This window comes from Rubripirellula obstinata (genome assembly GCF_001642955.1).
Classification (GTDB): Bacteria; Planctomycetota; Planctomycetia; order Pirellulales; family Pirellulaceae; genus Rubripirellula; species Rubripirellula obstinata.
The window spans coordinates 33219-59916 of sequence record NZ_LWSK01000025.1 but is presented as its reverse complement, the minus strand read 5'-3'; the positions used below and the strand labels follow the sequence as shown (position 1 = coordinate 59916).

Here is a 26698-nt window from a genome sequence, read left to right as displayed (position 1 = left end):
TGTGAGTTACGGCGGTGCGCAAAATGCCGTAACTCGCTTTGGCTCGCTACGGCCTACATGCTGGCGATCAGGGAAATGTGCCGTTGCTACAATGTTTTACAGCGTTCCAGTTCGTGCAGCTTTTTCGTCACTAATTGTTCCGACAATTCCTTATAAGTCGCCTACGCTCCCTTGGCCAGCAGCAGGTCGAAGACCAGTCGTTGGAACTTGGTCGCGAGTTCTGGGTTGTTTAGGTACTGCGTCATTTGGTTTTGATGGGCTTCGCCGCTGTTCATCACGGCATCGTCGACTGCACCGGCGAAATCGCCTAGCAATGCTTGTTCGGGCGAATTGTTTTCGAGCTGATGCATGACGCGTTGGTTTTCGTTGACCTTGTCGCGGATCGTGTACAGATAATTTACCAAGTCTTTGTTGGTCAATTGATCGGTGACGAACAGCTCGTTCAGGCGGGCGATGATCTGTGAAAGCAATTCTTCCTGCTTCGATTTGGCTTTGCCTGTGCCAAGATCAGCCGAAACGCGAAGCCCCTCGCCGCCCTCTTTAACCAACGTCAAGTCTTGCTGTTTGATCTTGGACAATCGGTAGTGGCTCAGTGCAACCGACGTCAGGTCGATGGGGTCGTCCAGCGGGGCTTCTTCTCGCAACAGCGGTGCCAAGTGCCGAGCGAAGAGGCTTAGCTTTTCCAGATCGGTGCTGTCGTAGTCAACGATCTGAGACATGAATTCGTAGTACCGGGTGAACGACATCAAGTCGGCCTTGAACATGCCCAGTGCGTCCAACTCCTTTTTCGCTTCGTTCATGTCGCCTTCGGCATTGGCGATGAAGGTCGGATCCCCCAGTGTTTTGGCATGAACGAAAAGTTTCTTGTGCTTTTCGTATTCGCTTCGTGCCGCCTGGTGACGGTGTTGCCAACGGTCCACCGCTGGCCGACACACGTTGCTGATCGCCGCGTTACTCTTGCTCTTGACGAAGAACACTTCGCTAAACTGAGTCACCTCGGACCACTGAAAAACGCCGGATCCCCGCAGCTTGTCAAACAGATCCCAAATCAGGTTCGGGTCCGACACGTCCAGCAGCGTGGCGGTTTCGTAGTACTCCTGGAACGCTTCCAGAATCTCCGCTGGCTCGTTGAAAAAGTCCAGCACATAGGTGTCCGTTTTGCCTTTGAAGGTTCGATTCAACCGCGACAGAGTCTGCACGCACTCCAGCCCGCCAAGCTTTTTGTCGACGTACATCGCACACAACTTTGGTTGATCGAATCCCGTTTGAAACTTCTTCGCGACGATCATCAAGTGGTATTCACCGGTATCGAATGCCTTCCGCATATCGCGACCTTTCAGGCCAGGGTTCATGCCTGACTCGGTAAACTTTTCGCCAACCAATGCTGCCGCGTTGGGATCATCGTTGTTGAACGTCACTTCACCCGAGAACGCGACCATCGCCGCCAACTGGCTGTACTTCTTTTTTTTGATGTACTTATCAAATTCCAATTTGTATCGGACCGCTTCCTTGCGTGACCCCGTCACCACCATCGCTTTGGCATGCCCACCCAGCAGCCCCATCACGGTCGTGCGATAGTGTTCGACGATCACCATCACTTTTTGAGCGATGTTGTAATCGTGCAGTCGCACCCACTGGCCCAGCCGCACCTTGGCCTTCTTGGCGTCAACTTCGTAATCAGGCTTGGCAATCTTTTGTGCCAAGTTGTAAGCCACCTTGTAGCTGGTGTAATTCTGCAGCACGTCCAGAATGTAGCCCTCCTCGATCGCCTGTCGCATGCTGTAGACATGGAACGCCACCGGTTTATTTCGCTTCGCCACCGGTTCATCCGGTTTGGGACGTCGCCCAAACAATTCCAGGGTTTTGCTTTTGGGTGTCGCTGTGAAGGCGTAGTAGCTGAGGTTAGCGGAAGACCTGCGAGCCTGAACGCTGGCGGCGAGTGCATCTTCGGCGGTGGTCTCTGCATCTTCATGGGTTGCCTCGGTCGACAGCACTTCTTTTAGCTGCCCCGCGGTACGACCCGACTGCGAACTGTGGGCTTCGTCGGCGATGATGGCGTAGCAGCGTTCTTTCAGGCTGACGCTGTTTTCGATTGCTTTGAGAACAAACGGAAACGTTTGGATCGTCACGATCACGATCGGCTGGCTATTCTCCAGTGCAGCGGCCAGTTTTTCGGACTTTGATCCCTGGCCCTCGTCGCGGTTGATGCGACCGACGACGCCATCGGCGTGCTCGAACTGGTAGATCGTGTCCTGCAATTGATCGTCCAGCACGGTGCGGTCGGTGACCACGATCACGCTATGGAAAACCTTGTCGCCGGCATCGTTGTAGAGCGACGACAATTGGTGTGCCGTCCAGGCAATGCTGTTGGACTTGCCCGATCCGGCACTGTGCTGCGCCAGATACTTGTGGCCGGGGCCTTCATCGCGGCTGGACTGGATCAGTTTGCGGACCAGGTCCCATTGGTGATAGCGGGGGAAGATCAATGTTTCCGTCTTCTTTTTCCGTCCGTCCCAATCCTCATCGGTTTTGATTTCCAGGTGAATAAACCGACCGATGATCTGCAACAGATTCGCTGGTGCCAGCACTTCGTTCCACAGATAACCCGTCGCGTATTCATTGACGTCGCCGGGCGTATCATTGCCCGCACCGCCATCCTTGGTGCCTTTGTTGAAGGGCAGGAAACGGGTTTCACTTCCCGCCAACCGTGTCGTCATCGCGGCTTCGTACTGGCTAACAGCAAAATGAACCAGAGCACCACGTTTGAAGGTTAGCAGCGGTTCAGGCTTGTTGGTTTCAGGATCTTTGGGCAGCCGAGTTTTTCGGTACTGCGTGATCGCTCGATCGACCGCCTGTTTGAACTCACTTTTCAGTTCCATTGTCGCAACCGGGATGCCATTGACGAACAACACCAGGTCGATCCGCCATGCCTTGGCGACCTTCAATGAGCCGGGCTCCCCTCGCCCCGCTTCGGGGAGAGGGGCTGGGGGTGAGGGGTTTTCAGCCTCGGCTTTCGTCCACGGACTGTAAACCAACTCCGGCACCACTCGCAGAATGTTGCCTTCGTACATCGCCAGCGTGTCCGGGTTCAAACCGTGCTCGGGTTTGAACTGGCACATCTTGAACGACGCCGATTTGTCGCGCAGTTCGTGCCGCAGCACACCCAGCGTCCCGAAGGTGCGAAGTGATTTATCGCTCGCCTGCGGATCAGCCTTGGAAAGCTGCGAGGCCAGCTTGTCGATGAACGCTTGCTCGGGGCCGGCCGGGTAAAGCTTGGTGTACTTTTCCCACATCTTGGGCTGAGTCGATTTAACGTACTGCAGGCAATCATCGGTGTAGAGCGCCAGCCGGCGGTCGTACTTGGCCGGATCACCCAGCTTCCAACCGCCAGCGACCATTTGGTCGATGATGTCCTGTTGAAAAGCGGCTTCTTTGGAGTCTGCGTTCACGTTGTTTTCTCTTGTGATTTGGTGCCATTTAACTTTGACGGCATTTTTTCTTGGTCCTGAATTTCCGGTCAGACTTGACTTACCGTTGGTTCTAGCCGATCATTTTCGTAGGCCCTGTCGCTCTCGAAGGCTCAAGTTCCACTTGGGGCACGTCGCAAGACATAGTGAGCACGGGGTTTTTTTATGCAGTGACGGAATCATGGTTTGGTGCGGGTCATGTCGCGATCGTGATCCCGCGGCACCAGCTTCCAGTGTCGGTAAGGGTGCCTCCAGCGGTTCGCCAAATCACCCTGCGTGCCGGTCGACTCACCGATGTTAAAGTGCGGGTAGATCAATCGCACCCTCGCAGAGATATGCTTGTAGAGTTTTTCCTTGGCGACCGTGCGTTTGCCTCGCCTGCTTTGCCCCGCGGGCTTGACCAGGTGCAAGTTGTTCAGTCGGAACGTCATCGCCCCCAGGACAACGTCGAGGCATTGCAAAAGATCGTGGTCCTTGGAATCTACCTCCGCGATTTGCTGCTTATCGAAGTCGACATTCGCTCGACGCATTTCGGGGTTGCGCGACAAAGCCTCGATGAAGGATTTAAACTTAGCGGTTTCTTCCCGGCTGGTGGGCATTTGATCTATGTTCAACCGGACCCGCTTCGGCCCGTCGTGCTGCTCGTTTGAGAACGCCAGCCCAAAGCCATGTTTGATAAATTGGTAGTACAGTCGGTGATACTCCGACTGACGTTGTTCCGATGTCAGTCCCTGCGGAACGAAGGTGTTGTTGGTGAACATGATTCTGACCTTGGCCAAGTCAGCGGCCACCAGATCGAAGAAAGCGTCCATCACCGTCTTGTACTTGTTCAGGTAGTTCTCGGTCACCTTCGTCCACTTCAATTCACCGTGAAGGTTTAGTTCCGCCTTGCACTGTGAAAGTTGGGCGGTCACACGCAATAGATCACGCGACCGGACCAGCACGCCCCCATAGAAATTGGAGAAGTAGGCTCCATCTTTCACGGACTCATCGGTATAGATCACAAACTCGGTTGCCATCGTCAGCAGCCACCCTCGCCTAGGGCACAATCCATGGGCTCCCTACGCCCAACTTCCATTGGGTCCATGACGGCCTGCACGAAGGGTGCTTCTTCGGATTCTTTACCCACGCCCCACCAACATCTACCAGCGAAGATCGCAAGTACGGGTTGCGATGAAATAAGCAAACCCAGCCGGCGTATGGACTTACGACCGGCAGATCCCATTCGGCGGGTTTGGAATGAAATGAAAACCGATCCAGCCGCCAAACTGCCGCTGCATGCTGAACGACAATGTGCCAACATCGGTTGTTGAGTTTTGGCTGTTGAGTTTTGGCCCTGCGCCCTGCATCTCAAGTGGAAGTCAGCGTTCATGCGACCTCCATTTCGGTTTCTTTTTTGGGATCAGCGGAAGGACGCTGCCAGCCACGCACGTCGATCTTGCCGGTGACGGCGGCGGAGATAAGTGCGGTGCGGCGTTCGCGGAGAAGTTTGTTTGCGTCTTCAGCTTTTTGAATGAGATCAGCAAATTTCGTTGCGAAGTCACCAAGGTATTGCACCACCCGTTGTTGTTCGTCTGGAGGCGGAAGTGAAATCTTCGTTTTCTCAAGTTGTCCACACGTAATCGCCCCCTTGGTGCTTCCTGCTCCTTCACTTTCAAAGCGGATATGATCGTAGGCCATCTGAAAGAAGCGATGGATAAAAGGAACTGTAACTCGCTCATTCCGAGGCTGGATGTAAGTCACGTGCTGATTAATCGTGGCTTCCGTTCGGAGAATCGTAGCCATCCCTCGCGTCTTCCCTTGCCCGGTAATTCCGACCAAAACTGCTGGCGGCAATATGTGTGGCAGGTGGCACTCACGTATCGCAGCTTCCGTAACAAACTGGTCGGACTCATGCACTTCGGCTTGATTCACAACTGAACTGTTGAGCCATGGGAAATCACCTTCTTCGCCCCAGTATCGCGGCGTACTTCGATCCGGCGTCGAACCGTTTCCGATTTCTGTGACAACATTCAGGTTTACAACGTCCCAATGCGAGGGCACTTCGCCCAACCACTCGACGCCGGAATCTCGCATGGGGGCGTCGGGGTTCAAGCCTTTGGTGACCGCATGACTGATGACGGCCTGACGTTTCTCCCCGAGCAAGGCGATGAGCTGCTGCTGCTTCTCAATCAACGCATCAATCTTCGCCGTCTCGTAGTCCAGGAACTCGACGATTGATTGTTGGTCTAGCAATGAACAATAAACCAAGGATCGCTTGGCCATTGAGTTCAATGGAATCCTGGCACGTGTCGACCCGTTAGACATGGTTTTTGAATCAAACCAAGAACCTGCCGAAAGTTGGTACGCAACGAAGTGTGGTAGCACTTTGGATTGATTTAGACGAAATCGGAAACAATCTGCTTTGACCATCGCAGGAGCAATGCCATCTGGGGCGACGCAAGCTCTTCCGACTGGGTTGTTCGGGTCACCAAGCCCAGCGATGAGAACGTCACCAGGCACTACGTCATGATTCGACAAAGCGCGATGATAGTAGTCGAAGTCGATAAAAACTGGAGTCCCCGTCCTGTAACCATCAGACTTGATGTTCTGAAGCCTCACAACTTGCACCCCGGACTCGCTGTAGTGCTCTGACTTCAAACCTGAGCCAAAAGGTCCGTCACATTTGTCCAATGTCACTTTTCCCAGAGTCGTAGTAACCCATGATTGCGGGACACAATCAATCCAGCCGCAAGCAACTGTTTCGTATTCGGCATACGGTTTGAATCGTGACTCACTCACGAGTGAACCTCCTGCAGCATCTGCATGATCTCGCTGCTTAGTTCATCCAACTCGGCGTCGATCTCTTGCAGTGGCCTCGGGGGCTGGTACTCGTAGAAATGTCGGTTGAATGGGATCTCGTAGCCGACGATGCCGACCCCGCCGTCCTTGGCGTCACATTTCCCTTTGTCGATCCAGGCGTCGGGGACGTGGGGGGCGACTTCTTTGTGAAAATACGCTTCATTGACCGCGTCCACGTTTGCGCCGCGTGCGGTGCCTTCGGTTAACGGCACGTCTTCGTTGTCTCGCAAGTCGCTGTCGGGCTGGAACTGGACGATCTGGTTTTTGTACTCGAACGTTCCGTAGGTTGGATCGGGTTGGGTCGGTTTGCCATTGCTCTTGGAGCCGGGGCTAGCGCCCAAACGGCTAATGACTTTTTTGATCACCGGCTCGGCGTCGGGGTTGGTCCAACTGACGGCGGCGATGATTTGCTTTTTCTGCTTCGCGTCTAACTCGACATCGGCGTCCTTGATCGCTTGCTTCAGCGTGGCCTCGAACTCGTTGAAGTCGTCGTGCTGGTTTTCTCCGATCGCGGCTTGCAGCTTGATGGCATTGTCGAGCAGCTCTTTTTGGGCCGTCCATGTTTTGGGGTCGAGGAGATCTTTGATTTGTTTTTCTTTGAGGTCGGCAAAGTCGGCTTTGACCATGGCTCGGATTTCGGCTTCGACGGTGGAGAGATCGCCGTAGGTGGCGCTCGATGGCCCCTCACCCCCAGCCCCTCTCCCCGAAGCGGGGCGAGGGGAGCCAGAATCGGGAAAGGCTTCCGGGAATTGTTCGTAGACCTTCTGCATCGCCGCGTTGAGCTTGCCGGGTTCAAAGCGGAGCGTGGCGATTCGGACGCCTGAGAACTGGACCGAAAGACGCAGTGGTCGCTCGATCGTGATTCGCCGATAGCCGAATTCGTGACTCGCAAAGATCTTGCTGCCGAACGTTTTCTTCTCGGCTTTTTTCTTGGTTGAAGACTGACGGCCGCGACCCGATTTCTCGTCCGGTGCTTTGGCAGAAACCTAAAGGGTGGCGTTCACCGAGAAGTGCCAAAAAAACACGAAGATGGTGCGACATTTTTAACGGCATACAGCTTGCCATCGTTTTGCCCCTTCATGGTTTTGCCAAAATCTTCTCTTGATAAAAACTTTCGCCAGCCAATTCCTCGCACTGAGTTTTTGCTTGACTCTGTATCCTTCTATAACTTGAGCCGAATTCGTCCCCGACATGCTGACCGCACGCGGAAGTAAGCATCGGAACGATAATGCAGCATCATTGGCCGCATTCTCTATTGGCCCAGATCATTGGGACGCTCGTTTCCAAAGCTGCTTCGGAAGGCGGCGAAGTCGGCTAAGCCGATCGTGCCGTCGCTGTTGGCATCCAAATAGTCCAAGAAGCCCGCGTCTCGATCTGACGTCCCAAAGGCACTTCGGAACGTGGCAAAGTCGGAAAGTCCCACCCTGCCGTCGCCATCGGTGTCGGCGTACAACGAGAAGAAACCGTCGCTGGCGATTTCACCGAAGACGAAATCGTCACCCGTGTTTCCGTCACCATCGCCGTCCAACTGGACTCGGTTGCCATCGCGGCGAAGCGTGGTGGCGTCGATCAACAAACGATAGTTGCCGTCAACGAGTGATACCGATTCACCGGGATCCGATTCGTTGACAAAGGTAATCGTGACGACCGTATCACCATCGACGGTTCGCGAACTGACAACCGTTTCCACTGTTCCCGCCGATGCTCCGATTCGTTCCACCTTGAATGCACCGGGCGACAATTGCACCTCGCCATCAATCACGACTTCGACTTGGTCAATCCTGGACCGCTGAGCGCTGCCTTGGGAGCCCGCTGTTCCGATGCGAACATCTTTGACGTAGTTGGCATCGTTGACTTCGATTTCCAACGCCTGTTCCAAAACATTGCCTGCCGAATCCGTCACGCGAACGCGAACTTGGTACGATGGTGTGGTTTCGGAGTCCACGGTTTCGTCACCGATCCAAAAGATCGAACCGTTTTGGATTTCAAACAGATCGTTGTTGGTCGAACCTTCGCCCGCGATCAATTCAAAGACATGCCGATCGTCATCGGTCCTGTCATCGACATCCAAACGCGACACAAACACCGCTCCCTGCGAAGCGTCAGCACTCTCGTTGATCCGTCCCGCCGCATTGACCATCGTCGGCGCGAACGGATCGTAAGCCACGCGGAAAGTCCGCGAGGTCTTCCCGCCGTCCTGGTCGTCAACCGTCACCGACACCCGATAGACACCGGGCTGATCAAATTCGTGTTCAATCGAAAACGTCTTGTCCTCTTCCAAAACCACAGGCCGCCGATTCCCATCCCCAAAATCCGCCGTCGCCAACCAAACATCATCCCCAGGATCGGTAAAGCTGCCCGAGAAAGTCAGCGGCGAATCTCCGAGTACCGAAGGCGTGGCAGGCAGGGACAGTACCGGTGCAACATTGTCTACGGCAATCGGCAGCGGCGAGGAGGTGGTTTGGCTGGTTCCGTTAGTGACCGTCAACGTAACTTCGTATTCTCCATCGTCGCCGATGGTCAATTCCCAATCCGGCACAAGGCTTGATCCGGACTGTTGGTCGACCGTGTTTCCTGCCGAATCGATCAACGTCCACTGATAGTCAACCGCTGTGTTTTCGAGTCCCATAGCTGATAGATCCGCGAAAATTGTGAACGATTCGCCTTCGTGAATACCAGTATTGAAACTGGCCAGCGGTGCGGAACCCTGATTGGGCGAAAGCGAGATCAGAGGTTGAGCTGGTGTGTCAGATGCTCGCACCAAAATCTGGTCGGAGTACAACGTTCCGCCCGGCGTCGTGGCCGTCACACCGATCACGATGTCACCTTCGACCGCAGGCGTGAAGTTCAGCGACGTATTATCCGACGCCGGTTCGGCTGCGATGCCATCGATCGTCCAGGTCCAGTTAAGACCCGCGATTTCGGATTGCACGTTGATGACTTGCGGCGTTCCAGTGGACACGATTCGGTCGTCACCGATACGAACCGGCTGACTCAGTCCAAAATTTATTTCCGCAGTCTCGGGTAAGAACGCACCGCGGGTGAATCGCAAATAATCGACAGCGGTCGTGCCAGAGATCGTGCTGCTGCCATCGCCGAGATAGATTTGGGCTTCTGTTATGTTCTGAACACCCGATGAAAGCGGCAGTCCACCTGGATTGAGCAGGACATTATCGCGCCACACGTAAAACTCATCCGCCCCGGGTGTCTGAACGATGCGGTAAACGTGTTGTTGATCCTGATCATCAAAGACGCCAAGCGCTGCTGGATCATTTCGCCAGCCGACCGAATTCTCAGACAACAACAGTGCGGCACTTGTCGAAGTTCCACCGGCCGAGACCACCACCTGGAAGGCACCTCGTCTAGCACTGGGTCCGGTTCCTTGCGAAAGAACCGCAGCGGAAAGCTCAACCGTGAATCCGGTCTCCAGCGTCGGTGCATAGGTTTGCCATGAAGTGGTCTCACGAAGATTGGCGGTCAAGGTTTCACCGGGATCGGTCGTCAGCAGACCTTCGCTAACCGTCAGGGAACCGCTGGGATTGGCGTCCCAGTCATTGCTGCCATTCTCATCCAAATCCACGCTCGTTGGGTTGACATCGAATTCGTACTGGAAGTCAAAATCGGTGGACTGCAAAACGGGAAGCACCGGTTCAAGTTGCAACGCGATCGAGCTCGCCGTGGTCAGCGACCAGTTATCCGGTGCAAGGACCTCGACTCGGCGGACGTCCAATGCTGGGGTGCCAATCAAACGGTAAAACCCGGATGAATCTGTGATGCTGCTAGCGATCACATTGTTGGATTGATCGCGAAGAATGACCGTTGTGCCGGGCAGCCCCACTTCGCTTGGCTGCTGCTGGCCATCGTCGTTGGCGTCATCGAAAACCTGACCGTGGTGATAGGAAGAAGATAGCGACTTGGCTCGTTGGCTGAAGCGAACATTGTCAAGGCCGACGAAGACCGTACCCGGTTCAAAAACAAGAGTCAGCTCATCGCCAAAAACTGTTTGCGGAAAATTGAGATCCTGGTGGGCTACGTTTGTACCGCTAATTTGACGATTTGATTGAAGCCACAGACTTGTGTCATCTTGATTGAAGACTTCCAACCGCGGAATGGTAAACGAAAAGTTAGCCGCGTTCCCCAACTCCAGCCCGTGTAAAGCGACCTCGTAACCTGGATCCGCCTTGAACGTGATTTCGACGATGTCCTGAGATTCCACACCCCTCTGGACAACTAGCACGTCTTCCAGGCCGGAAAAGGAAAAACCGCTAATCGATGCATTGCTTGAAAAATCCAGCTCGACATTGGGTGTTTGCTGTAGCCGATCGCCGTAAGTGTTGAAGAAGGATTGCAAACTGCCATTACGGGTAAACGTCAGCTCACTCGCCTGATCAGGATCAAAAGCTCCACTGGCAGAAGTATCGACGTGCAAGTTGAACCCGGTGCGTGTTTGTTGTCCGTCAATTCCAAATGCTGCGACCGTAATCACCGAATCATCGGTTTGGTCGGCGCGGTATTCCAACTGCAATTGATTGCCGGCCACGTTGGTGATGACGTCCGGATTGGAACTGTTGGCGGTGTAGTAGTCAGCACCGGTGGTTAGATCGACATTCAAAACTGAATGAACGGGAGCCGATGAAGATCGCGTCGGCGCATTTCGCTGGTCGCCAGCGCCGCCGGTCGGATCTCCCAAGACAGCATCGCGCCCATTGATCGAAGCATCGACTGCAAAGACGGTGGATTGATCGTCAAAGCGATACGCGGCACGAAGTCCGGGTGAATCGCGCGGCACCGTGCGATGGCGGTTGGCCGCCAAGTGTTCCTGGATCGTCGGCCCGCCGGTCTCCCAAAACGGATCCCAGAATCTCAGTTCGTCGATCTTACCGATCGCTGCCGTGCCGGAAACGTATCCACCGTTGACTGCGGTTTGTTCTTGCCCGATGACCAGGGCGCGATCGCCCACATCAAGGTTGCCAATCGAAAAAATTGAGAATCGATCTGTTGGTATCAAAGTACCATCGACATAGACGTTGATTTGAAAGTCACCAACGTTCCGCTCAATCGCATAATGATGCCATGTGCCGGGCTGGACGCTGGCCGGAAGGCTGTATTGACGATCGGTGGACTCAACATCGACCAACAGCGATTGACCGAAATCGGTAAACTGGATCAGCAAATCGTCGTTTCCGAATTGGTTCACCGATGAAACCACCGTCTGGTCACTCGCCTGATCGATTTGGTACCAAAATTCGATCAAGAACGAACCGGCACCATCAAGAACCGAAGCGGGCAACACCGCAACTTGATCGTCCAGCGCTAGACTGCCATGCCTGACGAGTTGATCGGCAATGGGCTCAATCACGAAATCGGCAGTTGGCGCGGAAACCGTCACCGCGATGCCAGCAAACTCGACGATGGGAATCAATGCTTGACGTGAAAGATCATCCAGCGGATTGTCTTCCAAGTTCAACGTCGTCAGGTTCGCCGTCGCGGGCGTGCCTGCAATCAACATCACTGCATCGGCGACGACTATCCCGTTGGTGGCCGATAGCTGTAGCCGCGCAGAATCGGTCTCAAAGGTGAATTGGCCGAGCGAAAGCCATCCCGGAACACCTCCCGAATCATCGGGGGCAATCGTCTGCAAAACGGGAATGGTCGCAATCAAGTTGTCACCGTCATAGACGCTGAAAGCCGCATCGGTTGCGGCGTTCTCGCCAAGGATCGGCCAAGTCGCCAGCAATTCGACGCTCTCGCCAAGTGGAACATTTAGCTCGAAATCCGCGACTCCACCGTCGGTGTCGGTAAATCGGTAGCCACCCAAGTTGGCATCATCGCTGATTCGCACCTGACTTTGCCAAACACCGGACACTTCGCTGAAACCAGCATCGATATTGTCGACGACGCTGGCGCCGGCAATTTCATACAGGTCGGTGATCCGGTTGCTACTGAGTGTTAATGTTTGCAGGTAGGGATAGTCTTCGACCGATGGCAAGTCCGTGATTTCATTGTCGCTAAGGTCCAACACACGCAAGTTGATGGCAAATTCTAAACCGCTGAGATCAGCGATCTGCATACCCGACAAATCCAACCGCTCCAATTGAGCCATCTCGCTGGCGAGAATCGGCTCCCTGGCGACTTCGACTCCGTCTGGACGCATTGTGATGACGTGCCCAAGCGCACGTGCGATGCCGACTCGTAAATGGTGGTCGATCGACGGTCCATCCAAGACCACCTGATCGGATCCGACAATGATTTCGTTGCTGCGGATTGGGTCGATTGTGAACGACTCGCCATCGGCACGATCCAGATCAAAAATCTCAATCGTTTCGGCTTGGAATCGGTCCCGGCCATCATCGCCAAACAGCACGTCCAATCCCGCGCCGCCGATCAATTGATCCTTGCCCGGTCCGCCATCGATCCGATCGCGATCGGTGGATGGATGTGAATTGCCCAACGTGGGTGCATCGAACTGAATTTGAAATTCAAGTTCGGTTCTTGGACTGAACTGGTTCCTACGATGAACGCGAAAGAAATAGGTTCCGGCTTTTAGATTTCTTAGATCGGTAATCCGCTGATTCTGGCTGATCACTTCACCATCGGCCGTGATCAAATCGCCAAGAATCGGACTGTTGTTTCGATCCGCTTCGCCCGACAACATTTCAATTCGAATGTGGTCGGCTTGGTTCGACGATGCCCCACCATCGCCCGCTGTCGTAAACTGGAACCAAGAAGAACGACCGACGCGCAGGAAGTAGGGATCGTCCTGGCTGCCAGACGAGCCGAATACTTCTGGCATATCAGAGCCACGATCGATCATTCGACCGCCATCGTTTTCCAGTACGGTGATTTCAGTCGACAGATTTGGCAAAAACGACGGTGGCTGACCCGGGATAAAGTAGACGCGTCCCGCATCGACCTGAACCCCGTCTCGTAGACCATCGAAGCCGGCGGCACCGATGAACAAGTCCGGCAAACCATCACCATTAAGATCCGAAAGTGGTCCGCGAGCGATGGACCCAGCCAAATCTGACGACGTGGAACCCGTCAGTGGAGTCAACTGCACGTCCAAGGGTATCGGACCTGCACCCGTAATGCTGTAAAAACGCCCCACCCCGTGGATATCATCGATGATTCCAACTTGGCCACGTCGATCCATTTGAAGCACAACGCCGGAGGTTAGATTCAAAGTCGATTGACTCGGAATGCCCACAACGAGATCGGCACGCCGCGCCCCGAAGAAGTCGCCCGCGGCGGCGAAGATGGGACCCGTGAGCGCGGTTCCGGCTGCCAAGTCGCTGACTCCCTGGCGCGACACTCGGTAAGCCGCATCATCGTAGGAATCGGTTAACTCAATGGGCGGTGCTGGGTCGGCAACAAAGTCGGCCGTGCCGTGATAGATCAGCAGGCCGCCTTCCAATTCTCCGGTGCCTTCCAGCGTGCGAGAAATGGCAAAGTCGTCGTAGCCGTCTCGGTTGATGTCACCAAGCGGAAAGATGTCTTGCCCCAGTGCCGTGCCGCTGATGACGACGCCACTATCGATGGTCGCATTGATGTTGGGCGAAGAGGGATTGCTAATATCAACCGTTCCTCCCAGAACGACAAAGGTTTGACCGATCGGCATTCCGTCCGAGTTGCGAGTGAACAAGTGGGGCGAAACCAAAGCGATGTCGTCTTTTCCGTCGCCGTTGACATCGCCAATCAGCCGAGTTGTCACTGGTGCGTCAGGATTGACGGTCGTGCCAACGGGCGCTGTCAATTCGTCGGTCCGCAATGAAAGCAGTTTCACGCTGGCGATCAGTTCTTCGGACTCGCTCGCGTCCGGGTCAAAGCCCACGATGTAGCCGCGAAAACCTAACCATTCGGGGTCGAACGAAACCAACAGCTCAGAAAGCCCGTCGCCATCCCAGTCGATTAACTCAATGTTCGCTGCGTCATCGTTCTCACCGTTGAGCGCCGTTTGGTAAATGGCAGAGTTGACGTCCAGTTCGCGATCGACCCCAAAGCCCCCACTGTAGATCTCCATGACGGGCGCATTTGGATTTGCTTCATCAAACCCGCGCCGAATCAACACGAGGTCATCGACGCCGTCGCCGGTCAAGTCGCCGCTGCCGCCGGCCACCGTGCGACCGCGAATGATCAGGTTCGCAAACTGCTCGACCGACTGGATGCCATCCAAGTCGAACGGGCCAAAGTAGACGTAACTGGCCGAAACGCCTTCGATCACAACGTCTTCAATGCCGTCACCATTGACGTCGCCAATCGATCTTGCACCGCTAAGCCGGTCGCCCTCCGCAGTGCCTTCGATCGTGACCGCATCCCGCAAGCGTGTCGGAGAACGCAGATCCAAACCGGGCGGATCGGTGCTGGGTGGTGAAGGCACGACCGGAGTGGCCAATCGGGCAGCCGCGAACTGGCGATCCACGCTACTGTCATCGCCGGGGTCAACCACTTCGTCTCCCGCGCCTCCATCGGCCAACGTGAACGGTTCCAGTAGCTCAACTCGGTATTGCCGCGAAGCGGTTTGTAGTTTGCTTTCACTTTCCAGTTGGTTGTCAACGCGAATCAAGAAGTTCTGCGGATTGGCAATCGGGTCTTCGACCGGCACCAGCAACAACTCATCGCCAATGCCAGTCACTTCGGCATCGAACAAAGTGAAACGCACGTCTTCGCCATTGTCCACGTCCACAACACGAATCATGTCAGCGGTCACCGGCGCGATTGGCCGGTCGTCAAACTGTGGCAGCGTTCCCGGCGAAACGGCGTACCAGTCGACGGTGTCGCCCTGATGAAAATTCAAATGCTGAGGAATGCCAATCTGTAACAGCGGCGTCAGTTCGGCGGAAAACACATACGTGTCGTTGACGCTAGCACCAAACGATCGCGACACAAATTCCAAGTCATCCGGCGCGATGCCTGATCCACCCAACAACACATCGTCGCCCTCACCGCCAGCGATTTGGTCGTCGCCGAGTCCGCCAGAGATGAAGTCCGACCCGGTGCCGCCATCGAACCGTTCCGAAACACTGCCGCCAAACAGTTGATCATTGCCCGCGCCGCCCAACACCTCGATCTGATCGAAAATGCGAGCACCTGATTGAACATCGCCTTCATTGATACCCCAAGTCGCACCCGTTTGATCGCCGGGAAAAACATAAGACGACTCACCGTCCGCATGCCACGTGTCATCTCCAGCACCCAGATCAACCTGCATCTGATCAACGCCCAACGCGGTAAAGAAATGATACCCGCGAAGAAGGCTGGTTGTTGAATCTGGATCATCCGACGCAGCGAACGACTGTCCCGCGGTGTCCCAAACCAAAGTTGAAATTTCATAGCGCTGCAACAATCGATTGAACCGCACCGCCGCTAAGTCGTTGATGGGTTGCTGGTCATTGTCCAGGTCGCCACCGAGGAATACGACACGATCATCGCCTTCCCCACCCGCGAAACGATCACTCTGCGTTGGCAAATAGGTTGTGGTAGTTCCTGTAAGCGTTGGCAAGAAATCGGGAATCGTTTGAAAGGTGTCATCGCCGTCTTCGCCGAACAACAAATCACTGGCTCCTCGGTCGCTGCCGCCAGTCAGCACGTCGTTTCCAGCACCGCCAAAGATGAAATCTTCACCGGGACCGCCTTGCAAGACATCATTGCCGTCACCACCAAAGATGACGTCACGTCGTTCAAATTCAATTTTCGTTGCATAATCCACCGGCAAGGCCGCGCTACCTGCGGCCAAGTCGATCGTCAGATCGTAGACGGTCGGCGTCGCATCCGATGCGACTCGTATGACGTAAGTCGTGTCGGCGAGCAGCGAATAGCTTCCCTGTGCCGCATCAATCGGGTCGACGGGTTCTGATTCACCTTCGACGAACACGGCCAACGTCATTCCATCGTCGCGTCTCAGACTGTCGACCAAAATGATCGATTCAATATTCGGGTCACCAATCGCTGTCGAAGTGGTGAAGCGATAGAAGTCGATATCCGACGGATTGTCAATTGTCAGCCCGGTGTATCGGACCGACGACGACAAAATCGATGAGACGCTGGCCGACGCGTTGCTGGGTAACTTCCATTGGGTGACGGCAGGGTCTTCGGGGTGGGCGTTGATTGCCAACCGCGACGTGGGATCAGCCGTCATTCCCGAGAGCACAATGATGTCTCCTGAAACGCTTGCGACTGCCAAACCTTCTGCACCAGCCTGACGCAATGCCAGGTTGATGTCCGCGGCCAGATCCAGCAACGATTCATTCTCGATCGTCGTGCCGGAATCGACCGTCACCGTGATGTGCTGTTCCAACTGATCAACGATCAGCGTGAACGTTGCGTCTTCTTGCAGAACGTAATCGGAAATGTCTACTTCTTCACCGGAGATCGCCGCTGGTGAAGCCAGATCAAAAGGATGATCGATTGAGTTGTTGCGGGATCCGATCAAGTCGGTTTGGTCAATCAGGATCGCATTGCCTGACGAGATCAACACCGTATCATCACCGGCACCCGCGTCGACCCAAACAGTCTTTTGCACCGTGGGACCGACGTTGATCACGTCGTCGCCATCGAGTGCGTCGATGATGATGGCGCGGAAGTCATCTTCGGGTGGCAACAATCGGCTCAGCGCCTCGGCGTCGCTGAAGGTGGTGTTGAGTGCTTCGGCGCGAGCAATCGGATCATCGTCTTGGATCAAACGGTTGTCCGCGAAGACGTCATCGGGATCCCAGATCAAAACCCCGTTGTTGTCGGTGGCAGCAAAATCCAATCGAACACTTGCCGATAGTGTAAAGAACTCGTCCGGCGTACCGTTATCTGACACGTTGCGGGTCAACCGCGTGATCAAGTGGTGGTCTTGGGCAAAACCGATTTCGGTCACGTATTCCAAGTTGATTTGGTCGTCGCGATTGCTGCCGCCGACGTACCAAACCTGGTCGTTCTGGCGAGCGTAATCTTTCCAGTCAACGTCGCCGGCACCCGCGTCCAGATCTTCCATCTTCGATCCGGTTCGTGAATAGAGCGTATTGTCACCTTCACCACCGTAGAGCAAATCCAGTCCCGTGCCGCCGTACAGGTGGTCCTCGCCAGGACCGCCGATGATGCGATTTAGGCCTGTGTCTTCGAGTTGGCCGTTGTTGTTGAAGATGCCAAACGGCGCTGAGGCTGTGGGATCGCTCGACCACGCGTACAATCGATTCGTTCCCTGTCCGCCCAGCACGTCATCGTTGCCTTGTCCCGCGTAGATCGTGTCGACGTCATTGCTGCTGCCGTCGCCGGGGCCTTGGTCGCCCCACAGTCGGTCATCGCCTCCGTTGCCGAAGATGGTGTCGCTGCCGCGTCCGCCGTCAATGCGATCTCTTGCACCGGAGCCGATGATCGTGTCGTTGCCCGGGCCGGCTTCGACGACGGTGACGAAGTCACGGCTGCGTTCGGAAAGTTCTGATAGGTCCAGGGATGGATCGAAGGTGATGGTGTCATTGCCGTTGCCGGTGGAGACGCGGAATTGTTCGATCAGCGGGCCGTCGGTGGATTGCCAGGTGGCGTTGATCGTTTGAGTGTGGTTTGGGGTGTCAAAGATGACTCGCAAACCCTCTCCCGGGCCTGAGAGCCCGACCTCTCCCGCAAGCGGGAGAGGTGTTGCGCTGAGGGTGATCGTGTCGTTGCCCTTTGTGCCGTTGACCAGCAACACGTCGGTCGCGTTGTCATCGGGCGTGCCGTCGCCGTGGCCGTCGAAACTTTCTTGATCGCCGCTGGCGTGTTGTGCGCCGACATCCAGAATCAAGAAGTCGATGCCGCCGCCGCCGACAAGCGTGTCGCTGCCGAGTTGGCCTTCCAGCCAGTCTCCGTCCGCGCCGCCGCGTAGTTCGTCATCGCCTTCACCGCCGTAAAGTTGGTCCTGGCCTCCGCCGCCATCGAGCACATCGTCGCCGAGACCACCGACCAAGTAGTCAGGCCCGGATTCGCCGAATAGGAATGCGTTGGCACCTGCACCGTACAAGAAGTCGCCACCCGCACCGCCGAACAGGGCTTCTCCGGTGCTTCCACTTGTCGCGTCGTTCCACGCGTATAACGTGTCCACGTCATCGCCGCCGAACAGACGTTGGCCCGCGCCGCCAGAATCGCCTCGCAACAAATCCCGGCCCGCATCGCCGTAGATTTGATCGATCCCGGTACCGCCGCGAATGACGTCCGCGCCGCTGCCACCGCGGATGACGTCATCGCCGGCATCGCCAAATAGGTTTCCGTCGTCGCCTGATCCGCCGTCGATGTAATCGGCATCTTCGCCACCGAAAATCGTGTCAGCATCGCTGCCGCCGAACAGGAAATCCGTCCCCGCACCGCCATCGATCAAGTCATCGCCATCAGGCACATTGCCCGGCACACTAAAGCCCGAAACCACTCTGGGAGTGACCAGGATGGTCGGGCTGTAGTCGCTGTTGTCCAGGTTCGACGCTTCTACAAACCTCGGTGGCAACTCAAACAAATTTGGATTGCTGATGTCAAAGTTCGACGACGCGTACGCGGCCAAGCCGCCCCAAATCAAATCGCTGCCGTCCAAGCCGTGAAGTTCGTCGTCCCCCAATCCGCCGACGATCACGTCGTCGCCAAAAGAACCATAGACAACATCATTGCCAGCTCCCGCGTCGATGAATCCGCCGATGGTTTCGTTGCCGCTTGCATCATCGACGGCGTAGATAAGATCGTCACCGTCGTCGCCGAACAGATCATCACGACCGACGCCACCGCGTAGCAAATCGTCACCCGATCCACCCCGGATTTCATCATCGCCGCTGCCGCCATCGATTTCATCATCGCCCTCGCCGCCGCGGAGCACATCGTTTCGCTCACCGCCGCGAACACGATCGGATCCGTCACCGCCATCGATGAAGTCACTACCTTCATCACCGTCGAGTTCATCGCTGCCTAGCCCACCTTCGATCGAGTCATCCCCGCGACCGCCCGAGACACGGTCGTCGCCCGCGCCGCCGCGGATCACGTCACCGCCGCGTCCGCCTTCGATCACATCATCGCCCGCGTCGCCATCGATGACATCGGCATCGAATCCGCCAAAGAGTTGATCGTTGCCGTCTCCCCCACTGATCAAGTCAGCGCCGCGACCACCATCGATGTAGTCATCACCCGCACCGCCTGAAAGCTGGTCGACGCCTGCGCCGCCAATGATCACGTCGTTGCCATCGCCACCATCTAAATTGTCTTCGCCAAGTCCGCCCGTCAGTCGGTCGTCGCCGGTGCCACCGTTAAACGCGGTCGGTCCGCCGCCGGCGCTGAGTTGGTCGTTGCCCGCACCACCGGAGATGGTGACCGGCACAAAGATCTTTGGCGAGATCGTGACGATGTCATCGCCGGATCCCGAGTTACCAACGATGCTGGTGACGTTCAGGAATTCGCCTGATTGTCGGCCTTGCCCTTGCACGATGATCGAACCGGCGGTTTGTCCCGGGATGATCGAATAGTCGTCATCGCCGCTGGTGAACGGGATCGTCAGTTCGCCGCCGGCGGACTGGGTCGCCAGTGCCGGAAGTTCAGCACCGGTGGGGCGAGCGATGTCAAAGTTCAGCAGATTCACTCGAGCGATTTCAAACTCGTCTTCAAAGAACAGGACGCGGTAAAAGCCATTCACTCCCGCGTCGACTCGGCCATCGACATCGAACACGTGAATCGGACCCAACGCAAAATTCTCTGCGATCTCGCCCGCACGGACTCGACCATCTCGATCGGGGTCATTCAGATTGAAATCAACCTCGGCAAAGATGCCTCCGCGAACGCCTGCGGCCGCGATCAACACATCGATCTTTCCACCCGCGGTCAAACTGCCACGCAAGTAGGCTTCGGCCACATCCGCACCGGTGCCATCGGGGTTGGCACGATCGCTGACGAAAAACCCGTCGAAGATGTCGGGAAGGAATCCAGTTTCCGAAAACTGTGAGATTCCGGACGTATCAAAGCCGAATGCAAAATCGGCGACCGCGGCAATGCGTCCGCCGATCTCCGCAAACAATCCAGGAATCGGTGTTGGAAAACTTTGGTTGTACGAGAAGTCGATGCCAAGGGCCGGTGCGTCGTACAAGAACAAGTCGACGTCACGTCCGATCAGCAAATTGAAGGCAGTGGTTGGGCTTTCAAGCAGAGGGAACGACAATTCGCCTTTCGCGCCCGCCAAATTGTTTTTGAAGCCTCCGCCAGGAGTCGATCCGGTTCCGACTTGCCCCAAGATGTCTTGTGGATTCGGGATTTCTGGGAGCTTCAATTCCTTGATCATCACAGGGGCATCGGGATCGGCGGCCGGATCAAACCCGCCCAAAGCACTGGCGTCGACGGCAAATCCACCCAGTGATACCCAGGTGTTGGTTTCATCGAAACTGCTGGGGTCCGGCAAACTATTGATCAGGTCGTTGACATCGACGATCGATTGCAGGAAGTCTGCCACATCGGCGCGGCCAAACATTCTGGCTAGATCCACCAGCGTCACATCGGACCCACCAAAATCACTGATCACGGGCAGGCGAGTGGTCAGCACATCGATCACTGGCTGAACCGGTTCAAGTACGTCCTGGACTCGGCCCAAGACATCGCCAGCAAACCCAGCGAAGAACTCGCCAATGTTCATTTCAACTTCGGTGAATTCAACGCTAAGCGGAGTCCCAGAATCGATGCCATCACCGAATCCCCAATCAACGATTAGGTCCGTGCGGATACTGGGTAAGACATCAGGGTTGCCGATCGATGCCACCAAATGCAAGTTGGCTTGCGCGTTGGCATTGAGTTGATGTTGCACGACATCGGAGAGATCGCTGGCAAACATTTCGCTTAGCGTCAAACGCTTGGCATCAGCACTATTGGGTGCGGCAGTTGGATCGTTCAGCGTGACGTCGAACGCCCCGCTGAATCGCGTTTGGGGGAGTCCATCGTCACCGATACCACTGGTCGCCTGAACCCCAAGGAAAGCCAACTGACCGGACGCGTCAAGGTTGGGCACCGCAGCGTCGAAGGACACCACCAGATTTGTGTCGTCGGTATCAAAGTAAAAGCCTTCGTCCAGGCTGACGCCAAATCCAAGATCAAATGCAAATCCGAAATCCAGAACCACGTCTGCGTCCAGGTCAAAATTCAATCCGGGCAGCCCCAAATCAAAGTCGGGGTTCACTTCGATCGGCTCGGCTGCTTTTGCGATACGAATGTCAAAATCGACGCTTCCCGAATCACTGGTGTCCGCCAACACGTAGTGCTGGGCCAGCGTGCCGTCGCCGGTCAAAACATCCAGCAAGTCCAAGCCGCCCGGCCCGAGCGCGTTGAAAATCTCGGTCTGAACGATCGAGACGCCCAGCGTTTCAAAACTCTGAAGGTTGTCCAGCACCGACTGTTTGATCTCTTGCAGGAAGTCCGCTTCGTCGGCCAGCGCTTCGCCGATGATCGGCAGCGGCACGCCCAGCACGTCGCCTCGCATGGCATCGGTCAGCAGATCGAACGCACCTTCCCAACCACCGACCAGCGCCAGCAGGTTGCCGGAGATGTCATCGCCGAAGCTATCGATCTGGTTTTGAAGTGCCGTCTGCACGTCAGCAAAGTTGGACGTGATCGCAAAGCCGTCTCGAAGCTGCTGGGCCGTCTGCGCATCAAAATCGACGGACAAGTCTAAGGTTTCGAGCGCCGAACCTGTTGGAAATTCAATCGGCAGGCTGGCCGAAAGTTGTCCGTCGGCCGTGATGCCGAAGTCAATCGTGTTATCGAACAAATACCGACCATCACCCGGAGTGCCATCGTCCAGCGACACGATGAACGATGCATCCTGCGCCGTATCATTCCCGGTCACGCCCGCAACGCCATCCACGATCGCGATCCCCAGCGGTCCGACCGACGCCTCGAAGTCGATGTCATCGGCGACGGCACCCGCGGTCAATGTCAGCGCCGTTCCATCGGCCCCTGTGTACAAGAAAGGCGTCACGGTGACCGATTCGCCCGACGCAATTTCCAAACCCAGGGCCAAGTTGGCCGCGACACCGGCGCTAAGCCGCACGCTGGCCGAACCGCCGACGTCGATCAGATCGCCCACGCCAGGAATGTCAACGCCAAGATCCGCCAAGTCGATGTTGATCGGATAGTTGGCTTCAATCATGTCGGACAGATTCAAATCGAAACGAACTTCGACCGCGCTCGTCGAACTGGCATTGGGATTGTCCGTGACGATCTGCAGCGTCACACCTTCCTCACCCAATCCGATCGCTTCTTCCAGTTTGGCTTCCAGTCCCTGCAAGCTGCCCGGCCCGGACAGTTGCAATTGATCTAGAATCGTGACGACACCGTCCAAGAAGACGCCGAATTCTTCCGGCGGGATTTCCACATCGGGAAGATCGACTTCAAAGTCAAACAGGTCTCGGATCAGTGATTCAAAGTCCGGCAGCGAGAACGTGTCGCCAGAACCTTCCTCCGGTGCCATCTCTTGTGCGTGATCGAAGAACCCGAACAGATCGGGCAGCGAAATCTCGATCTCGGGGAAATCGATTTCTGGCCGCGCCGGATCCAGGTTGGCGAGTCGTTGAATGCCATCGGACAGCACGTCCAACGTCGCCGAACCAATCGTGTCGATCGCGGCGGTCACATCGGCTAACAGAGTTTGCAAGCCCGCGGCATCGGGCAATTCGATGTTCAGGATCGGCAGTTTCAGACCATCAAAGTTCAACAGGTCCGTAAGGCCGTCCTTCAAGCCGTCCAGAATTTCACCGGCATCGATTTCGCCTAGCTGTGCCAGCACCGAATCGATATCCCCGGAAACATCGGCCACCAAGTCGTCACCGAACTCGTTGATCGTGGCAACGAATGCGGCGTCATCCACTGACTGCGAGTTGCCAACATTCAAAAAGCTGGTCGGAAATTCGACTTGGATGGATCCAGTGAAGTCGGCGACCACCTTGGTCGCTTCGTCAACGTTGTCGCGCAGAGAGTCGAACAACTCCGCCACGGTCATTCTTGGCTTGGGCAATCCGACGTCCGCTTGCACGAAGCTTGGCACGTCGCCCAGACCCGCTGCTGCGGCGGCACCCAGGATGCTCGCGCCGGTGATCTCGACTTCGGTGATGCCCAGATTCGCGGTTGCCGAAAACTCGCCGCTAGTCAGTTCGATCTTTCCACCAGCGATGGGCCGGCCGGCGATCTCTTCGACGAACAAGTGGTGGGCAGGCGTGTCACCGTGCAGCGCGCCGCCATTGATCGTCGCGCGGCCGTCATCAACGTTGGTATCATCGGTTTCCCCCAAAATCCCCAGCCCGAACCCGGCCAGCGAACCGTCAACGCCATCGACGGCAAACACCGTGTCGCCAACGCTGTTGTCGGTCAGCCGGATGCCGGTGACGATCCCGTTTTGATCCCCGTTTTGATCATAGAGCGCCGCGGTCAGCGCGACCGGAGTGGCGACATTGATCGCTGCAATCACATCGTCCACGGTCGTCACGCCATCAAACGTGATGACGTGGCTGGTACCGTCTCGCTGCGTGATCACGATGTCGGGATTGTTGTCATTGATATCCTGGACGCCCATCCCGTCATTCAATTCCGACAACAGCGTGGATCCATCGATGTCAATCGCTTCGCTGCCCGCGCCGATCGGAGTCAAGTCGATGCCCAGCACGAATTCGCCGAATACCGACGGCGACAGCGTGAAGGAACCGTCGGCGGTCAGTGCTTTGAAATCGCCGATCTCAAAATCAAAGTCAAACTCGGGGCTCAGGATTTCCAGATCAGCGAACTCCGGCACGCCATCGAACGAAACAGTAAACGTCAGTTCGTTGCTGGCCTGGTCATAGTTCGGGTTTGAAATGAAATCCGTCAGCGCATCAAGTTCCTGAATCGTTCCAAAGTTCAGTTGGCCTTCGTCATTGCTTAGCAGCGATGCGATCTGACTTTCAAACACGCCACGCAGATCTAGCAATTCGGACACCTGTCGCGCCGCAGCCAACGGCATGTCGCGGGTCAGCTTCGCTTCGGCAAAGTCGCCCAACCAACGCCCGATTTGCGAAACGCCACCCGACAGTTCGTTGGCGGTGAAGTTGACGAAGTCCTCGACTTGGCCGAAGTCGACCGCTTGCAGTTCCGACTGTCCACCAAACACCGCGCCCGGCGACAAGCCCATTGTCGCGGTGAAGGGAACGCCGCTCAGCGTCGCCGCGAGCGTCAGGTCCAAATCGAGTTGGCCCGTCTCGCTGGTCGCCACGAGCGTAGCGATCGGTTGGTTGATCAATTGTGCCGCCGTCACCGACTGACCATTGTCAATGGTCGCCGACAACGTCGCATCCATCGCCGGCGTGCCGGTCGCAGTCACACCCAGCAGCCCCACGTTTGCGTCAAAGCTAATCGTGCCCGTTGTGACTTCCGCCCCGTGATCGGCACGATCGAACACGACCACAAAGGCTTCCAGCGGCGACTGTTCGCCAGAGCGATCGACGGTCACTTCAAAGGCCCAATTGCTGGTGGTTTGCAGGGTCAGTTCCGGACGCTGGTCTTCGGTTGCCGCAAAGCCATCGTCTTCGGCTGCGTCGCCGTTGGTCAATCGCGTTTGGGTGGTGTCCGTCTGCTGAAGTCCAATGTCAAACGAGGCAGCGTCGCCGGTCTCGTCGACTTCCGAAACGGTCAGCCCTTGATTTTGCAAGGCAGCACGAACATCTTCCCAGCTCGGGCGATCGTTGACGGCAAGCAGATCCTCGACCGTGGTTTGCAGCTTGCTTCGCAGCAGAGCGTCCAGGTCGGTCGCGCCCGCGAAGCTGATGTCGAGCGCCGGCAAGACGTTGCCCAGTCCTGTTTCAGTTTCCAATCGCTCGCCGAATTGCGTGATCGCTGCGAAGCCGTCTCGCAGCGTTTGGCTAACGCGATCATGCAGACGGTCCAATTCGTCAAAACCATCGGGTGTCACGGCCAATGGCCCGGCACTGAACAGACGCGCGATGCTGGCTCGCGCCGTGGGGTTGCCAGCGACGATTGTGCCGCTGGACGGCTGAAGCCTGGATTCCAGCGAACCGCCACGTCGTGCCTGGGTGGTCAGGACAGGTGCGGCGTTGAGTTCGTCGGCGCTTAGCCTCGAATCGCCACCATCGTCGGCAAAGACATCCATCACGCCGGTGATGGCGATACCGGCGTCGTCGCTATCGAGTGCGATTAAGCCATAGTCGAAGGTCGGGTTGAAGTTTGATGAAGACGATTGGCCGTCGGCAAACCCCAACGCGGCCAATCCGCCTGCATCGACGAGCGCAAAACTGCGAACGTCGGCGGAGATCGCTCGCAGAGCAAGCCGTCCAGAATCATCCGAACCAACGATTGCATCGGAGAATCCGGCGTCGGCCAGTGGAGTCGCCAAGGCCGCCGTGATTCGCTCGGGCAGCGGCGTCAGGTTGCCAGCCGTGTTGGCGGGGACAGTCGCGGTGATCGTGGTGTCATCATTGATCAGCAAGCTAAACGTGACGTCTTCTGTCAACGTTTCCAACTCTGGCATGGGCGAACCAGCGACCAACTGAGTCGTGTCGGTCACGGACGTTTGCAGCGACTCGATGCGGGTAAAGAATTCGCCGTCCGTTCCCGCTTCGACACCGAACTGAAGCTCAAACTTCAGCGAAAACTCGGCCGTGCGAGTCTCGACGTCGCTCAGTGACAGTCCCAGGTTGTCACCGTTCACACCCAGATCGACGTCGTACTGAACGCTGCGAGTCGCGTACAACGTCGTCGCAAATGTCAACTCGCCGTCATCAACGATTTCCACGGGAGCAAAACTGACAACCAAGTCACCGGCCTGGGATCCTTGTAGCAGTCCCGCGACATCGTCGGACGACTGCGACTGCCCCGGAACGATGAACGTCGTCAACGGTTCGACCAACGAACTTTGCACAACATCAGAGATGTCCAAGTGTTCATTGAACGAAGTTCCCAAAAACGCCAGCGGCCGATTCAGCTCCGCACGATCATCGACATGATCGGCAAACGACGTCAGCGACGAAAGCTGCGTGTCGAGCTGCGTTTGTTGACGCGGGGTCAGCGGATTGGCGCTGAGCAGTTGTCGGCTTTCAAGCTGCTCCATCAGCATGCGGCGTTTGGTCCAACCGCGATTGTTAAAAACACTTCGGGCGTCAGAGCTGCGTCCGGCGTCTGAAATGCGGTTCCGTCGTAGACGCGTGCTGTTGTGGACTGACATAAGAGTGACGTTTTGGAGACAAGGAACTGAGCCGCATAGCGGGTTTTTGAAAGACCACGTGCTATCTATGACGTGACAAATCCCGCCCCGCGCCCGCCAATGACAACCGCGAACTTAAAGAAAAACAGAAAGGATTTCAGAAGTTTCTGCGTTTATTGACACCGAATCGCTTAACTTCGCAGGGAAGCGTGTTCCCCTGTTCATGGGTTCGGGCCAA

General features: G+C 56.2%; 5 protein-coding genes. All 5 read right to left on the bottom strand.

The annotated features are described in order from the left end of the window. Positions 1 to 161 precede the first annotated feature (161 nt). Complete coding sequence (locus RC85_RS09200) at positions 162 to 3449, bottom strand: type I restriction endonuclease subunit R (protein ID WP_068261533.1); 3288 nt, start codon at positions 3447 to 3449, stop codon at positions 162 to 164. A gap of 197 nt (positions 3450 to 3646) precedes the next feature. Beyond that, the gene (locus tag RC85_RS09195; protein WP_068261530.1) at positions 3647 to 4486 is read right to left on the bottom strand and encodes a DUF3800 domain-containing protein; all 840 of its coding nucleotides are present in this window, start codon (positions 4484 to 4486) and stop codon (positions 3647 to 3649) included. A gap of 349 nt (positions 4487 to 4835) precedes the next feature. Further along, positions 4836 to 5732 (bottom strand): restriction endonuclease subunit S, encoded by an 897-nt coding sequence (locus RC85_RS26135; protein WP_068261536.1) that lies wholly within the window; start codon positions 5730 to 5732, stop codon positions 4836 to 4838. A 512-nt stretch (positions 5733 to 6244) separates the two neighbouring features. After that, on the bottom strand, positions 6245 to 7078 hold the full coding sequence (locus RC85_RS09185) for a hypothetical protein (RefSeq protein ID WP_202907965.1): 834 nt from the start codon (positions 7076 to 7078) through the stop codon (positions 6245 to 6247). 482 nt (positions 7079 to 7560) lie between these two features. Next, complete coding sequence (locus RC85_RS09180; protein WP_068261528.1) at positions 7561 to 26481, bottom strand: PKD domain-containing protein; 18921 nt, start codon at positions 26479 to 26481, stop codon at positions 7561 to 7563. Positions 26482 to 26698 lie beyond the last annotated feature (217 nt).

Excerpts from the sequence above, each read along its gene's own strand:
- RC85_RS26135 (WP_068261536.1), bottom strand. The coding sequence starts at position 5,732 with ATGGCCAAGCGATCCTTGGTTTATTGTTCATTGCTAGACCAACAATCA.
- RC85_RS09185 (WP_202907965.1), bottom strand. The coding sequence starts at position 7,078 with ATGCAGAAGGTCTACGAACAATTCCCGGAAGCCTTTCCCGATTCTGGC.
- RC85_RS09195 (WP_068261530.1), bottom strand. The coding sequence starts at position 4,486 with ATGGCAACCGAGTTTGTGATCTATACCGATGAGTCCGTGAAAGATGGA.
- RC85_RS09180 (WP_068261528.1), bottom strand. The coding sequence starts at position 26,481 with ATGTCAGTCCACAACAGCACGCGTCTACGACGGAACCGCATTTCAGAC.